General features: G+C 53.7%; 17 protein-coding genes. 12 read left to right on the forward strand and 5 right to left on the reverse strand.

Features of this window, described 5'->3' with window-relative positions:
- Window positions 1-11 precede the first annotated feature (11 nt).
- The 6 genes from NXS97_RS14740 (at window position 12) to NXS97_RS14765 (ending at window position 5,965) form a co-directional block, all read left to right on the forward strand.
- Window positions 12-1,064, forward strand: coding sequence for an SPOR domain-containing protein (locus NXS97_RS14740; RefSeq protein WP_112900582.1), 1,053 nt, complete (start codon window positions 12-14; stop codon window positions 1,062-1,064).
- Window positions 1,065-1,160: 96 nt separating this feature from the next.
- Window positions 1,161-1,973, forward strand: coding sequence for an adenine-specific DNA-methyltransferase (gene dam, locus NXS97_RS14745; protein WP_013027504.1), 813 nt, complete (start codon window positions 1,161-1,163; stop codon window positions 1,971-1,973).
- A gap of 66 nt (window positions 1,974-2,039) precedes the next feature.
- Window positions 2,040-2,723 carry a ribulose-phosphate 3-epimerase gene (gene rpe / locus NXS97_RS14750; RefSeq protein ID WP_014594778.1) on the forward strand — a complete coding sequence of 228 codons (684 nt, stop codon included), beginning with the start codon at window positions 2,040-2,042 and terminating at the stop codon, window positions 2,721-2,723.
- Window positions 2,707-3,384, forward strand: a complete 678-nt coding sequence (locus NXS97_RS14755) for a phosphoglycolate phosphatase (RefSeq protein WP_019106456.1) — start codon at window positions 2,707-2,709, stop codon at window positions 3,382-3,384. The genes rpe and NXS97_RS14755 overlap by 17 nt, the downstream gene beginning before the upstream one ends.
- Window positions 3,385-3,401: 17 nt before the next feature.
- Window positions 3,402-4,406: a tryptophan--tRNA ligase gene (gene trpS / locus NXS97_RS14760; protein WP_013027501.1), complete on the forward strand. Its 1,005-nt coding sequence runs from the start codon at window positions 3,402-3,404 to the stop codon at window positions 4,404-4,406.
- Between the two features lie 275 nt (window positions 4,407-4,681).
- Complete coding sequence (locus NXS97_RS14765; protein WP_014594776.1) at window positions 4,682-5,965, forward strand: cytosine deaminase; 1,284 nt, start codon at window positions 4,682-4,684, stop codon at window positions 5,963-5,965.
- Window positions 5,966-6,001: 36 nt separating this feature from the next.
- Here the strand turns inward: NXS97_RS14765 and tsgA are convergent, their stop codons facing one another.
- Window positions 6,002-7,180: an MFS transporter TsgA gene (gene tsgA, locus NXS97_RS14770; protein WP_013027499.1), complete on the reverse strand. Its 1,179-nt coding sequence runs from the start codon at window positions 7,178-7,180 to the stop codon at window positions 6,002-6,004.
- Window positions 7,181-7,440: 260 nt separating this feature from the next.
- Here tsgA and ppiA point away from each other — a divergent pair, with 260 nt between their 5' ends.
- The 5 genes from ppiA to NXS97_RS14795 all read left to right on the forward strand — a co-directional run bounded on the left by ppiA (window position 7,441) and on the right by NXS97_RS14795 (window position 10,906).
- Window positions 7,441-8,013, forward strand: a complete 573-nt coding sequence (gene ppiA / locus NXS97_RS14775) for a peptidylprolyl isomerase A (protein WP_014604860.1) — start codon at window positions 7,441-7,443, stop codon at window positions 8,011-8,013.
- Window positions 8,014-8,091: 78 nt separating this feature from the next.
- The gene (locus NXS97_RS14780; RefSeq protein ID WP_013027497.1) at window positions 8,092-8,262 is read left to right on the forward strand and encodes a YhfG family protein; all 171 of its coding nucleotides are present in this window, start codon (window positions 8,092-8,094) and stop codon (window positions 8,260-8,262) included.
- Entirely contained in the window at window positions 8,252-8,851 is a 600-nt protein-coding gene (locus tag NXS97_RS14785) for a putative adenosine monophosphate-protein transferase Fic (RefSeq protein ID WP_029570738.1), read from the forward strand. Before NXS97_RS14780 ends, NXS97_RS14785 begins: the two co-directional genes overlap by 11 nt.
- Before the next feature lie 170 nt (window positions 8,852-9,021).
- Window positions 9,022-9,597 (forward strand): aminodeoxychorismate synthase component II, encoded by a 576-nt coding sequence (locus NXS97_RS14790; RefSeq protein WP_014594773.1) that lies wholly within the window; start codon window positions 9,022-9,024, stop codon window positions 9,595-9,597.
- Between the two features lie 88 nt (window positions 9,598-9,685).
- Window positions 9,686-10,906 (forward strand): aspartate aminotransferase family protein, encoded by a 1,221-nt coding sequence (locus tag NXS97_RS14795; RefSeq protein ID WP_013027494.1) that lies wholly within the window; start codon window positions 9,686-9,688, stop codon window positions 10,904-10,906.
- A gap of 1 nt (window position 10,907) precedes the next feature.
- Here the strand turns inward: NXS97_RS14795 and NXS97_RS14800 are convergent, their stop codons facing one another.
- Window positions 10,908-12,983 (reverse strand): YccS/YhfK family putative transporter, encoded by a 2,076-nt coding sequence (locus tag NXS97_RS14800; RefSeq protein WP_014604862.1) that lies wholly within the window; start codon window positions 12,981-12,983, stop codon window positions 10,908-10,910.
- Between the two features lie 58 nt (window positions 12,984-13,041).
- Window positions 13,042-13,674 carry a cAMP-activated global transcriptional regulator CRP gene (crp, locus tag NXS97_RS14805; protein ID WP_000242758.1) on the reverse strand — a complete coding sequence of 211 codons (633 nt, stop codon included), beginning with the start codon at window positions 13,672-13,674 and terminating at the stop codon, window positions 13,042-13,044.
- 303 nt (window positions 13,675-13,977) lie between these two features.
- On the opposite strand from crp, the gene NXS97_RS14810 reads away from it, so the two are divergent.
- Entirely contained in the window at window positions 13,978-14,382 is a 405-nt protein-coding gene (locus NXS97_RS14810) for an OsmC family protein (protein WP_013027492.1), read from the forward strand.
- Window positions 14,383-14,411: 29 nt separating this feature from the next.
- Here the strand turns inward: NXS97_RS14810 and NXS97_RS14815 are convergent, their stop codons facing one another.
- Both NXS97_RS14815 and NXS97_RS14820 read right to left on the reverse strand, forming a co-directional pair.
- Entirely contained in the window at window positions 14,412-15,281 is an 870-nt protein-coding gene (locus tag NXS97_RS14815) for a phosphoribulokinase (RefSeq protein ID WP_013027491.1), read from the reverse strand.
- 61 nt (window positions 15,282-15,342) lie between these two features.
- The gene (locus NXS97_RS14820; RefSeq protein ID WP_013027490.1) at window positions 15,343-15,561 is read right to left on the reverse strand and encodes a YheU family protein; all 219 of its coding nucleotides are present in this window, start codon (window positions 15,559-15,561) and stop codon (window positions 15,343-15,345) included.
- Between the last annotated feature and the right edge of the window lie 3 nt (window positions 15,562-15,564).

Consider the following 15,564-nt stretch of genomic DNA (forward strand, 5'->3'; position numbering starts at 1 on the left):
GAGGAGGCAAAATGGATGAGTTCAAACCGGATGATGAGTTAAAACCTGACGCCAGCGACCGTCGTCCCTCGCGCCCACGTAAATCGTCTTCTGCGACGAAAGCACCGGTATCGCGCCAGCATGTCATGATGGGCGTCGGGATTCTGGTGTTACTGCTGTTAGTGCTGGGAATCGGTTCTGCGCTCAACGGTTCTGACGACAGTAAGTCCTCTTCGGCCAGCGATAATAAGAACGCGCCTGCCAGCGGAGCCGCGGGAACGGGCAGCGAAAAAAATATTGATCTGAGTGGATCTACCGCCATGAGCGGTGGACAAAATGCCGCAGGGACTCAGCCGTCCTCTTCGACAGCGCAGAATGCACCGGGTACGGATTCTTCTGCCGGAGCGACAAATGCGCCACGAGATATTTCTATGCCGCCGGTGGCTTCAACGCCGACGCAGGCAGCGCCCGTTGAAACCCCAGCAAATCAGCAGCGCGTAACGTTACCCGGCGATCTCAACAGCGCCCTGACCAATCAACAGCAGCAGGTTGATGGCGCGGTGCAGGGAGCAGAAAACAGCAGCTCACTGCCTACGGCGCCTGCCACGGTTAGCGGCAAAGCCGGTTCAGCGCCAGCAACAACAGGCCGGGCGCCTTCAGGTCAGATCGCGGTCGCCCCACGTCACATGCGTGAGCAACCGGTCAAAACCGCGACTAGGCCCGCAGCCAGCGAGCACAAAACCCACACCACGCCAGCGCACACTGCCGCGCATAATGCGCCAGCTAAAGCCACTGGCAGCGGCGCAGCGGCGAGTAAATCGCTGCCTGGCGGCAATTACACTCTGCAGCTGAGCGGTGCCTCCAAAGCAGAAAGCCTGAATGCATGGGCCAGGAAACAGAATCTGAGCGCGTACCATGTGTATAAGACGACGCGCAATGGCCAACCCTGGTACGTGCTGGTGAGTGGTGCGTATGCAACGCCCGCGGACGCAAAACGCGCTGTAGCAACCTTGCCTGCCGCCGTCCGCGCACAGAACCCATGGGTAAAACCGGTCAGTCAGGTCAGGAAAGAAGCCAGCCAATAAATGATGTGGGACCGGCCGTTGCCGGTCCCGTTTTAAGCGCAGATCTGCTGTCGGTTTAACCACAGCCTCACAATAAGATGTAATTACCACGACAGCATGAAAAAAAATCGCGCTTTTTTGAAATGGGCGGGGGGAAAGTTTCCCTTAGTCGAAGAGATCCACCGTTACCTGCCGCAAGGTGATTGCCTGATCGAACCCTTTGTTGGCGCTGGCTCAGTGTTTCTCAACACCGATTTTGATCGCTATCATCTGGCCGATATCAACAACGATCTCATCAATCTCTATAACATCGTGAAAACGCGTACGGCAGATTTTATCCGCGATGCGCGTTTACTCTTTACGCCTGAAGGGAATAACGAAGCCTGCTATTACCAGCTCCGCACTGAATTCAATCTCAGCCAGGATGCTTATCAGCGTGCGCTGCTATTTCTCTATCTTAATCGCCATTGTTACAACGGCCTGTGTCGCTACAATTTACGCGGCGAGTTCAACGTCCCTTTTGGTCGCTACCGCAAACCATACTTTCCGGAAGCAGAGTTACTGTGGTTTGCCGAACGTGCGCAGAAAGCGACGTTTGTCTGTGAATCATACGATGTTACCCTGAACAATGCCCGGAAAGGCTCTGTGGTATATTGTGACCCGCCGTACGCGCCACTGTCCGCGACGGCTAACTTTACGGCTTACCACACCAATAGTTTCAGTCTGCATGAACAGCAGCATCTGGCACAGCTGGCGGCTAAGCTGGCGTCTGAGAGCCAGATTCCGGTACTGATTTCTAATCATGATACTGAGCTGACACGTTGCTGGTATCAGGATGCCGTGTTACATGTGGTTAAAGTCCGGCGTTCTATTAGCCGAAGCATAACCGGCCGCACCAAGGTCGACGAACTGCTGGCACTCTATCGCTAGTCTGTTTCGTCCGCGGCCAGGGTATTTCGCCAGCAGCGATGCTGGCGCACAACAGTGGAGAATCGGATGAAACAATATTTGCTGGCCCCTTCCATCCTTTCGGCAGACTTTGCTCGCCTGGGTGAAGACACTGCGAAAGCACTGGCGGCCGGAGGCGACGTGGTTCACTTCGACGTTATGGACAACCACTATGTTCCCAATCTGACCATGGGACCGATGGTACTGAAAGCGTTGCGCGATTACGGTATTACGGCCCCAATCGATGTGCATTTAATGGTGAAGCCCGTGGATGCGTTAATTCCCGAGTTTGCCAAAGCTGGTGCCACCTACATTACTTTCCACCCGGAAGCCAGCGAGCATGTTGACCGTACGCTGCAGTTGATCAAAGAGCACGGTTGCAAAGCCGGCCTGGTCTTCAATCCCGCCACGCCGCTCAGCTACCTTGATTACGTGATGGATAAGCTGGATATCATTCTGCTGATGTCGGTGAACCCTGGCTTCGGCGGGCAGTCATTTATTCCCGGCACCCTGGATAAGCTACGTGAAGCGCGTAAGCGCATCGATCAGAGCGGCTACAGCATTCGTCTGGAAGTGGACGGCGGCGTGAAGATTGATAATATTGGCCAGATCGCCGCAGCAGGCGCGGATATGTTTGTGGCCGGTTCAGCCATCTTTGGCCATCCGGACTATAAAAAAGTAATCGATGACATGCGAAACGAGCTGGAGAAAGCCAATGGCTCATTTCACTGATATACGCGCACTGGCGTTCGATCTGGATGGTACGCTGGTCGACAGCGCGCCGGGCCTGGCTGACGCAATCGATCTGACGCTTGCGGATCTGCGTTTACCGGCTGCTGGCGTGGCGCGCGTGTCCACCTGGATTGGTAACGGTGCGGATATCATGATGGCCCGCGCGCTGACCTGGGCGCTGGGGCGTGAGCCACAGCAGGATGAGCAGCGTGATGCGCGAGTGCTCTTTGACAAGCACTATGCCAGTACCGTGGAAGCCGGCAGCACGCTGTTTCCTCAGGTTAAGGAAACGCTGGCAACCCTGCAGGCGCAGGGGATACCGATGGCGATTGTGACCAATAAGCCTACGCCGTTTGTCGCCCCGCTGCTGAAGTCTTTGGGGATTGATGACGCGTTTTCGCTGATTATTGGCGGTGATGACGTCGTAGCGAAAAAACCGCATCCTGCGGCCATTTTTTTGGTGCTGGGTAAATTTGGCCTGCTGCCCGCGCAGTTGCTGTTTGTCGGGGATTCGCGCAACGATATTTTGGCTGCGCAGTCGGCTGGTGTTCCCAATATTGGTATGACCTTTGGCTATAACTACGGCGAGCCTATTGCGACCAGCCAACCCGATCTCACCCTTGACTCTTTTGACGAACTTTTGCCCGCTATCGGGCGGTAATTTATCAGGACATAAGCATGAGCAAACCCATCGTTTTCAGCGGCGCACAGCCGTCCGGCGAACTGACCATTGGCAACTATATGGGTGCGCTGCGTCAGTGGGTGCAGATGCAGGATGATTTCCACTGCATTTACTGTATCGTCGACCTGCACGCGATCACCGTTCGCCAGGACCCGGCAGCACTGCGTAAAGCCACCTTAGATACGCTGGCGCTGTATCTGGCCTGTGGTATCGATCCCGAGAAAAGCACTATCTTCGTTCAGTCCCATGTGCCCGAGCACACGCAGCTCAGCTGGATCCTGAACTGCTACACCTATTTTGGTGAGCTGAACCGTATGACGCAGTTTAAAGACAAATCCTCGCGCTATGAAGAAAACATCAACGCAGGATTGTTCAGCTATCCGGTGCTGATGGCTGCAGACATTTTGCTTTATCAGACGACGCAGGTGCCAGTGGGTGAAGACCAGAAACAGCACCTTGAACTGAGTCGCGACATTGCGAGCCGGTTTAACGCGTTGTATGGCGATATCTTTAAAGTGCCCGAGCCGTTCATTCCTAAATCTGGCGCACGCGTGATGTCCCTGCTGGAACCGACGAAAAAGATGTCTAAGTCGGACGATAACCGCAATAACGTTATCGGCCTGCTGGAAGATCCAAAATCCGTGGTCAAAAAAATCAAGCGCGCGATGACCGACTCGGAAGAGCCGCCGGTCATTCGCTATGACATTAAAGAGAAGGCGGGCGTTTCAAACCTGCTGGACATTCTGTCAGGCGTGACCGGCAAGCCCGTAACGGCGCTGGAGCAGGAGTTTGAAGGCAAAATGTACGGGCATCTGAAAGGCGCAGTAGCTGATGCGGTGTCCGGTATGCTGACTGATCTGCAGGAACGCTATCATCGCTTCCGTAACGATGAAGCGCTGCTGGAGCAGGTGATGCGTGACGGTGCGCAGAAAGCCCGTGCTCAGGCGCAGGAAACCCTGAAAAAGGTTTATGACGCTGTAGGTTTTGTCGCTCAGCCCTAATCGGCGAGTCGGGCATGTAAACGGCGAGCAGAGGCTCGCCGTTTTGTTTTTACCACCAGCGTAATATTTCGTGCAGGACAATCCGACAGCGGCGAATCACCTGTCTGGTGCTTATTGATGTACATCAATCGCAGTACGCTATACCTCTTAAGGGAGTGCTGCACGATTCAGCCCATTACCTTAAGTGAGGTTACTGACTTACAAAGTCATCTGGAGCAGGGCAACGCTATCGTGTTAGCTTTAATCAGCAGCGCTTAACGTATCAGGAGCCCGCAATGACAACCGCACCACTTCGATGGATAAACAATCTGCGTCTGCCCACACGTGACGGACTGTGGCAGATAGAAATTGCTGAAGGGAAAATCGTCCGAATGACGGCACAGCCTCAGCAGATATCTGCGGACGGCGCCTCGCTGGATGCGGAAGGTGGCCTGGCCCTTGCGCCTTTTATTGAACCTCATATTCACCTGGATACCACGCAAACCGCGGGAGAGCCAGCCTGGAACCAGTCCGGGACCTTGTTTGAGGGCATTGAGCGCTGGGCAGAGCGCAAAGCGTTGCTGAGTCATGAGGACGTCAAACGGCGGGCAATGCAGACGCTGAAGTGGCAAATAGCGAACGGCATACAGTATGTCCGTACCCATGTGGACGTATCCGATCCCACCTTAACGGCTCTCAAAGCGATGCTGGAACTTAAAGCGGAGATGGCACCCTGGATTGATATTCAGATCGTGGCGTTTCCGCAGGAAGGCATCCTGTCTTATCCCAATGGTGAAGCGCTTCTTGAAGAGGCGCTGCGGCTCGGCGCAGATGTCGTCGGGGCGATTCCTCATTTTGAATTCACCCGGGAATACGGCGTCGAGTCGTTGCATAAAACGTTCGCGCTGGCTAACCGTTATGACCGGCTGGTGGATGTGCACTGCGACGAAATTGACGATGAGCAGTCGCGCTTTGTTGAAACCGTGGCCGCGTTGGCCCACCGCGATGGCATGGGGGCACGCGTGACCGCAAGCCACACTACGGCGATGCACTCCTATAACGGTGCCTACACATCGCGTCTGTTTCGACTCCTGAAGCTCTCCGGCATTAACTTTGTAGCAAATCCGCTGGTCAATATTCATCTTCAGGGTCGTTTTGACAGTTACCCTAAGCGGCGCGGCATTACCCGTGTTAAAGAGCTTCTGGAGGCGGAGATTAACGTCTGCTTTGGTCACGATGATGTGTTTGATCCCTGGTATCCGCTGGGCACGGCCAATATGCTCCAGGTGCTGCATATGGGGCTACACGTGTGTCAGCTAATGGGCTATGAACAAATTAATGCCGGGCTCGATCTCATCACCCATCACAGTGCCAAAACGATGAATCTTGCAGAATACGGCATTCAACGCGGGCATGACGCCAGCTTGATTATCCTGCCAGCGGAAAACGGCTTTGACGCGGTGAGAAGACAGGTACCGGTGCGCTATTCGCTGCGTCGCGGAAAGGTGATCGCCGAGACTCAGCCTGCGAAAAGCGCAATCTGTTTAGAACAGTGGGAAGACGTGACGTTTAAACGCTGAAAGGCGAGGGCGGCACGGTGGCGCCGCCCAGAGAGATTAATGGGTGTTATGACCGTGGGAGCGGTGTTTGGTCACCAGACCTAACAGCACACACATAATAAACACCACCGCGTACAGGCCGTTTGCGGTTAACAGCGCGCTGTGAACGCCGCTGTTTTTCACAATCGGTGACGTCACAACAAAGGTCAGCATGGTGCCGACCGTGCCGCAGGTCAGAATAAAGTTAACCAGCTTGGGTGAGGCCACTTTGGTTTGCAGCGAGCCCAGGGTGATAATGGTGGTATAAATCGCGCTTGAGCTAAAGCCCAGCGTTAAGATAATCCATCTCAGCATGCTGGCGTCATGACTGCTTACGAACCAGTACATCAACACCGTTGCCAGGCCTGCCAGCACCATCAAAATGCGTTGCAGATCAAAGAAGCGCAGCAGGAAGCTGAACACCCACATACCGACCATGTAGGCGGTCCAGAAACTGCCCACCAGCTGACCGGCGTCGTCAATATTCATGCCCATGACTTTGGTCGCGTACTCTGGCACCCAGGAAATAAAGCCTAACTGGCCCAGGATGTAGCATAGCGCCGCAATGGCCAGAAACAGGACGCCAGCCCCCCATTTCTCTTTCTCAACGGTCGGACTGTTCTCCGGCTTGCGCAGCACCGGGAATTCAACAAACAGCGTCATGATAAAAATGCCAACATAAATCACGCCAATACAGACGTAAACCCAGTACCACGGCAGATGACGCGCCAGCAGGATACCGGCAAGGATGGGGAAAATGGTGCCTGCCATGCTGAAGAACGAATCCGTAAACAGCAGACGTGAACCGCGCTGACGGCCTTCGTACATATGGGTTATCAGGAAGGTGCCAATCGACATGGTAATGCCGCTGACCACGCCAAGCACGAACATGCACAGTGAAAATACCGACAGATCGCGGCTGGTCATTAAGCCGATGACGGCTAACACCATCAGCACAAAGCCGAATATCAGCTGCCGTTTGAGCGGCACAATCACCATCAGCCAGGCATTAAGGAAAACCGCAGCCAGAATGCCACTGTTCAGGAAGGTGAAGGTGTTGCCCATACTGTCGATAGGAATCTGGAAATCTTTCGCGATATCGCCCATTACCATGCCGGTGACAATCACCAGTGCGCCGGTAAGCGCATACGAGAGAAAGCTAATCCAGGTAAGGCCGATACGATTACGATTTGTCATGTTCTGAACCTGTTAGGAAGCGGGAGAGCCTGAAGCGTCAGAAATTGTAAACGTAACCGTGATCTTAATAAACTAAGAGTGAAAACTGATGTCATTCATTTCATCAATACTGTGATTTTAGTCACGAAGCGGAAGCAACCTTATTCAGGCTCTGGTGGGTGCCTTTAGCGTAAATATAGGTAAAACGCTGGCTCTTGTATTACATGCTCTTTACAATCAATATCGTTTTTGAGCTGGCTCTCCAAAGTAAGGAATTACTCATGTTTAAACGTACTTTGACAGCGGCAGTTGCCCTGTTAGCGCTCTCTTCTGTTTCCGCCTCAGCTTTAGCGGCTAAAGGTGATACGCATGTTCTGCTTACCACCTCTGCTGGCAATATCGAACTCGAACTGAATAATCAAAAAGCACCGGTTTCAGTTAAAAACTTCGTGGATTACGTCAACAGCGGTTTCTATAACAACACGATTTTTCACCGCGTCATTCCTGGCTTTATGATCCAGGGCGGTGGCTTTACCAGTGAAATGCAGCAAAAACAGACCAACGCGCCGATTAAAAACGAAGCAGACAACGGCTTGCGCAACCTGCGTGGCACCATCTCAATGGCCCGTACCGCCGATAAAGACAGCGCCACCAGCCAGTTCTTCCTGAACGTTGCTGACAACGCTTTCCTGGATCACGGTCAACGTGATTTTGGTTACGCCGTATTTGGTAAGATTGTCAAAGGCCAGGACGTGGTGGATAAAATTTCTCAGGTGCCGACAAAAGACGTGGGCCCGTATCAGAATGTGCCAACCAAACCTGTGGTTATTTTGTCAGCGAAAGTCTTACCGTAATTTGATCCAATGCCATCTCGTCTCCGGCAAAGGGAAAATTTGCTCTTATACTTAGAGCAAACCTGAGCAGGAGGCGGTATGGCAAACAAACTCACAGATAAACAAAAAGCAGCGCTCTGGCAACAGCGGCGAAATGCCAGCTATCGGGCAAGCTGTCGGCTCGAAGGCTTTACCCTGACGGAACCGGAAATCAAGGGTGAAGATGCAGAAGCGCGTCTGGCCTCACTGAGGAGGCAATATGGCTGCTAACACTGCCGTCACTCAGGATCCCTACCTGTGGCAAAACGATACCGTACTGAAAAACCGTCTTGATATTCACGATGCCGCGCAGCTGCGTAAAGCCGAGTTAAGCTTTAGTGCCGCGCGCCTTGCCACGCTTGAACTGGGCCCGTGCAAGATCGGATTACCCTACCTCTGCCATATTCACCGTACCCTGTTTCAGGACGTCTATAGCTGGGCCGGCGAACTGCGTACGCTGGACATCTGGCGCGACGAAACCCCTTTTTGTCATTTCGAGTACATCGAAAAAGAGGGAAATGCACTGATGGCGGCGCTGGAAGAGGAGAAAGCCTTGGCCTGTCTGCCTCAGGCTGAGTTTGTGAAACGGATTGCCTGGTACTATTGCGAAGTCAATATGCTGCATCCCTTCCGCGAAGGTAACGGCAGGGCGCAACGTATTTTCTTTGAACAGCTGGCGCTGCATGCCGGCTACGTGCTGGAATGGGACAACCTGAGCACCGAAGACTGGGTTGCGGCAAATCAGGCCGGTGCCGCCGGCGCGTTGCAGCCGCTGGAAAAGCTCTTTGCCCGTATCGTCAGTGAAGCCAAAGCCCCCTGATCCGCTTACGCCACAGGGCGGCGCCCCAGGTGCGTCGCCCTGCACGAAACCGGTTATCCTGCATCCCCACATCACACTCATCCTGAACAGCATGATAGGATAGCGCTCTGGTCATCACTCTGGATGCTGAACGCTCCGCGCATCCCTCCGGTCTGCCTGAAATCACAATCATGTTGCTGCTTATTGATAACTACGACTCGTTTACCTGGAACCTCTACCAGTATTTTTGCCAACTGGGTGCTCAGGTTCGGGTAGTAAGAAATGATGCTATTACCCTTGATGAAATGCGCACGCTGCCGCTGACTCATTTGGTGATTTCCCCTGGCCCCTGCACGCCCGATCAGAGCGGTATTTCGTTGCAGGCCATCCGCCATTACGCTGGCCGTCTTCCTGTACTGGGCGTTTGCCTGGGCCATCAGGCGATAGCCCAGGTTTTTGGGGCGCAGATCGTTCGCGCTCGCGAAGTAATGCACGGTAAAACCTCGGCGGTGCAGCACAATGGTTGTGGCGTCTTCCGCGGTCTGAATCAGCCGTTGACCGTTACGCGCTACCATTCACTTATTGTCAAAACGGAAACCTTACCTGATGAGTTCGAGGTGACCGCATGGAGCCTGCGTAACGGCCAGCCGGATGAGATTATGGGGATTCGCCATAAAACGCTCGCACTGGAAGGCGTGCAGTTTCATCCAGAGAGCATCCTTAGTGAACAGGGACACCAGCTGTTGGCTAATTTCCTGCACCAGTGAAGTTGTGTTTGCCTTTAAGTGATTTTTTATGCATATTTCATGATTATTATTTCATCGTGACTCAACGAATCAGTTAATGAGGTTGTCAATGACAGCGGAAAATATGGCAGTAACGCGTGAGACGTTCGATCAGGTTATTTTGCCTGTTTATGCACCTGCTCAGTTTGTACCGGTAAAAGGCAAGGGAAGCCGCGTCTGGGATCAACAGGGTAAAGAATATATCGACTTCTCTGGCGGCATTGCCGTGACCGCTCTGGGCCATTGTCACCCGGCGCTGGTTGAGACCCTGAAGAAACAGGGCGAAACCTTATGGCATACCAGCAATGTGTTTACCAATGAACCTGCGCTGCGTCTGGCCAGTAAACTGATCAACGCCACGTTTGCGGAACGGGTCTTTTTTGCTAATTCGGGGGCAGAGGCCAATGAGGCCGCGTTTAAGTTGGCTCGCTACTATGCCTGTAAACGTCACAGCCCGTTCAAAAGCAAAATCATTGCCTTTCACAACGCCTTTCACGGCCGGACGCTGTTCACCGTAACGGTGGGCGGTCAGCCCAAGTACTCCGACGGTTTTGGCCCGAAACCCGCCGATATCGTTCATGTGCCGTTCAACGATCTGGACGCGGTTAAGGCGGTGATTGACGATCACACTTGCGCCATTGTGGTGGAGCCGATTCAGGGTGAAGGCGGTGTGATGCCTGCAACACCAGCGTTTATGCAGGGGTTACGTGAACTGTGCGACAAACACCAGGCGCTGCTGGTACTGGATGAGGTGCAAAGCGGCATGGGGCGCAGCGGTAAGTTGTTTGCCTATGAGCACTACGGCGTGACGCCCGATATTCTGACCTCGGCGAAGGCGCTGGGCGGCGGTTTTCCGGTAAGCGCCATGCTGACCACCAATGAGGTAGCCTCAACCATGGCGCCTGGCGTGCATGGCACGACTTATGGCGGCAATCCGCTGGCATGCGCGATCGCAGAAACCGCGTTAGATATTATCAATACGCCAGCTGTACTGAATGGGGTAGAAATCCGCCGCCAGCAGTTTGTTGAGGCGCTCAAGGCTATTGATGCGCGTCACGACCTGTTCAGTGATATCCGTGGTAAAGGCCTGCTGATTGGTGCAGCCCTGAAGCCGCAGCATGCGGGCAAGGCGCGCGATATTCTGAATGCGTCAGCTGCGGAAGGCGTCATGGTGCTGGTGGCCGGAACAGATGTGATGCGCTTCGCACCGTCGCTGATTATCGAGCCTGCCGATATCGAAGAGGGCATGGCTCGCTTTGCCCGTGCGGTAGAGAAAGTGCTGTCTGCCTGAGTTATTTGCGGCGCAGACTGCGCAACAGCCAGCGGCCATGATGAGGCCGCTGGTTCCAGGCCAGAGAAGAGATCGTGTGCATGACTTTCAGATGCTCCAGGATGCGCCTGACGTGCTGCTCCAGTACCGTGACCGGCCCCTCATTTATATCTTCCACGCCCTGTAGCAGATCCGTCTGCGAACTTTCCCCATCATATTCCAGCCTTTGCTGACACCGTTGCAGGGCGATCTCGCACCATTGCAGGTAGTGCTCAGCCAGCGTGGGCGGCAGCATGGTATGTTCACGTGCCAGAATGGTCATGGCGTTAATGTGCTCCACGATAAACTGGCAGTGCGTGACCCATAAGCGCATATCCTGCAGGTAGCGTGAATTAAATCCCGGCTCCTGCATGGCCTGATTCAGGGAGTTGAATACGGCGTTATGCGCCTGGTTGACCTTAACCCGCTGGTAAGCCAGCGCATCGGGTGACTGCTCTGGGCCCAGCAACATTCGCAGGGCATCCTGACAGGCCTCCAGCGCATCATGGGCATTCTGGCGCAGCAGGGCACTTTGCCACTGCGGCCACAGCCATAACATGCCCCCAAAGGCGATCAGGCAGCCCATCAGCGTATCCAGCAGGCGGGGCAGTAAAAACTGTGCCCCGTTGAGGGAGAGCAGTTGCAGCGTATAAACGGCCGTAACCGTAAATCCTACTATTGACCAGCCGTAAAACTGGCGGGTAAAACGGTAGCTGATAAAGGTAATCACCAGCATGATGCTCAGCACCAGCGGTTCAGGCACATCCAGGCGTAGCGACGCCGCCGCGATAGCCAGTCCGGCAAAGGTTCCCAGGGCCCGGTGCTGAATACGTACGCGGGTTGCGCTGTAGTTGCTCTGGCTGACAAACATGATGGTCATCAAAATCCAGTAGGGCTTAGGAATCGAAAAGAACACGGCCAGGGCGCTGCCCAGCATCAGCATGACGGAAAAACGCCCGGCCGTTCGCAGTGCGGAAGACCGCAGCGACAGATAGCTCCGTAACGCGGGCAGCAGCGGTAAACGACGCTGGCGATCGGCCATCAGGTCGCGTTGATAAAGCGGCTTTTGGGTTCGAAGCACCCGGGCGATACGGCTGAAATGATAGAGACAGAAGTTACCCACCGGATTGTCCGGATGCTGAAGGGCGATTTTCTCCAGCGCACCTAACTGCTTGTCCATATCGAAACGACCAGAGAGTTGGTGATACAGAATATCGTCGGCCAGCGCGCGCAGCCGGGCTGAAATCGTTCTGGCGTTCCAGCGGATGACGGCTTCAGCATGGCTTTGCTCAACCAGTTTCTGGACCTCTTCCGGCTGATGCAGGCTGACGGAGATATGCTCCTGCAGATCCAGTGCTACCTGAAACGCCCGGGTCAGGCGTTTGTGGCTGTGATCGCGACTCGCAGACAGCATATGCATTTGCTGATAGCAGGTGTTGATCAGATCGATCGCTTTTTGCTGACGCGCCAGCAGGGGCGGCAGGGCTTTTTCCGGATCGGTCAGCTGCGTCAATAAGCTGTACTTGGCGTCACAGTAATTTGCCAGCTCACGGTAGATCAGGCTCAGGCTTTCGCGCATCGGCTGCTCTTTCCACAGCCAGAACCAAAACCAGTTGAACAGGCCATACCAGAGCGTTCCACCGATATAGAGCAGGGGCGGAACGTAAATGGGCATACGGCCAATCAGGCTGAGGGTAAAAATTGCCGCGATTAACGTGCCGGGCAGCAGTCGGGCGTGCAGCGGACTGATCTCTCCGGTGACGCCAAGCAGCAAAGGCAGGGCAAACAGGATGAGCGGCAGCGGCACGTCTTTAAGCAGCAGCCACTGCATCAGTAAACTGCCAAGGGCAAACAGGCTGCCGCCGATGATCAGGCGTTTAAAGAAGCGTTTGTGGGGCGTGTCCAGACCGGCAATGTTGCAGCAGGCGGGAACCAATGAGAACAGCAATCCTTTTTGCAGATCGCCGAACAGCCAGCCGAGCGCTACGGGAAGGCACAACACCAGCGTCTGGCGCAGCGCATAGTTAACTTCGGGGTGATAGATTATTCTTCGCCACATCGGCTCAACACAAGACATTCACGGCATAATGTCGCCATCACGCCGTGAACAGTCAGGCTTAGCGTGTGCCGTAAACAACGATGGTTTTGCCGTGTGCGGAGATCAGGTTCTGATCTTCCAGCATCTTCAAAATACGGCCCACGGTTTCACGTGAACAACCAACGATTTGGCCAATTTCCTGACGAGTAATTTTAATTTGCATGCCGTCAGGATGCGTCATGGCATCTGGCTGTTTAGCCAGATTAAGCAACGTTTGTGCAATGCGTCCGGTCACATCCAGGAAAGCGAGATTTCCCACTTTTTCTGACGTCACCTGCAGACGGCGAGCCATCTGAGAAGAAAGACGCATCAAAATATCCGGGTTAACCTGGATGAGCTGACGGAATTTCTTGTAGGAAATCTCTGCCACTTCGCACGCAGTTTTCGCACGTACCCAGGCGCTGCGCTCCTGACCTTCTTCAAACAGGCCAAGCTCACCAATAAAATCGCCTTGATTCAGATAAGAAAGAATCATCTCTTTGCCTTCTTCATCCTTAATCAGTACCGCGACGGAACCTTTCACGATGTAGTAAAGCGTTTCGGCTTTTTCACCTTGGTGAATCAGCGTACTTTTGGATGGATACTTGTGAATATGGCAATGGGACAGGAACCATTCAAGTGTAGGGTCTGTTTGCGGTTTGCCGAGAACCATTCGCTATTATCCTCTATTGTAATCGTGCCCAAAATACAGGGCTCAGTTTCCCTGCCAGGCGATGAAAGCGTTAAGCGTGTTTCCATTCAGGAAATTATTCGGGCTGCATTTGCGCAGAGCGCATCATTCTTCCCGGCTTCGTCTTCGGATGACGAAAAATATTTTCAGCACTGTTTGTAGCACAGCTTTCGCCGACTGTCTTGTGTTGTCTCGCTTCAGCAATAAGGCTGATTTCTCCGGATTGCTGTTTACCAGGCAAAAGCGTACTCTGACGCAAAAACAGGGCATTCTGGGGGCCAGATTATGCAGGCAAGAGTCAAATGGGTTGAAGGGTTAACATTCCTCGGCGAGTCTTCGTCCGGACATCAGGTCTTAATGGACGGCAATTCCGGCGATAAAGCGCCCAGCCCTATGGAAATGGTGCTGATGGCGGCCGGCGGATGCAGCGCCATTGATGTGGTATCAATTTTGCAAAAAGGTCGCAACGATGTGGCTGATTGCGAAGTAAAACTCGAATCAGAACGTCGGGAAGAAGCGCCTCGCATCTTTACCCGCATCAACCTGCATTTTATCGTCAGTGGAAAAGCACTTTCAGATAAAGCCGTGGCGCGTGCGGTCGACCTTTCAGCTGAGAAGTATTGCTCGGTTGCCATTATGTTAGGCAAAGGGGTGGAAATTACCCACAGTTACGAAGTTATCGAGCTGTAATTATTCAGAGGCCAGCGCGGCCTCTGATTTTATTCAATGCGTTTGCCTTCCATGAGCCGTTTTACCAGCGGTGCCATAATTAATTCCATCGCCAGCCCCATTTTCCCGCCAGGTACAACCAGCGTGTTGATATTGGAAATAAACGATCCCTGCAGCATGGCCAGTAGGTAGGGAAAATCAATATCTTCCAGCCCCTGAAAGTGGATGACGACAAAACTTTCATCCAGTGAAGGAATGGTGCGTGCCGCAAAGGGGTTAGAGGTGTCGACGGTTGGAACCCGCTGAAAGTTAATATGGGTGCGTGAGAACTGCGGCGTAATGAAATTGATGTAATCTTCCATTGAGCGCACCACCGAATCCATTACGGCTTCACGCGAATGACCGCGTTCACCGGTATCGCGTACCAGCTTCTGAATCCACTCCAGGTTAACGATGGGGACGACGCCGACCAGTAAATCCACTTTTTCAGCGACGTTGTGCTGAGCCGTCACGACGCCGCCGTGCAGTCCTTCATAAAACAGCACGTCCGTATCCGGTGGCAGCGGCTGCCACGGGGTAAAGGTACCTGGCACCTGATTCCAGGGCACCGCTTCGTCGTAGGTATGCAGGTATTTACGTGACTGGCCCTTGCCCTGATCACCGTATTCAACAAAGGTCTGCTCCAGCAGACCGAAATCATTCGCCTCCGGGCCAAAGTAGCTGATATGGCGACCCAGATCGCGCGCCTTACGGATAGCCATATCCATTTCAGGCCGGGTAAATCGGTGGAAACTGTCTCCTTCCAGCTCGGCCGCGTGCAAATTGAGTTGCTGAAAAATTTTACGGAATGCGAGGCTGGTGGTAGTGGTTCCGGCACCGCTGGAACCTGTTACCGCGATAATCGGATGACGTGCCGACATAGTGAAACTCCCTGTGAAATCAGGCGATGAGCATTGTTAGCACGATTTTTCGTTCTGTGCATCAGCCACGGAACTCACTTTTGCGCATGATGTTGACCGATTCGTGAAGCTCAGACCAGACCAGCACGACTTCACCTTGCTGCAGCTGGCGTCGCACATTGGCGACTTTTTCGGTCAGGCTGAGTTCCTGTTCGCCGTAGTCGGTACCTTCGCGCAGAACAAAGGCTTCAATAACGTTTTCAAGGGTTTCGGGAGAAACCTGTTGCCAGGGAATAATCACAGG

Source organism: Pantoea sp. B623, from assembly GCF_024814475.1.
Lineage (GTDB): Bacteria > Pseudomonadota > Gammaproteobacteria > Enterobacterales > Enterobacteriaceae > Pantoea > Pantoea ananatis.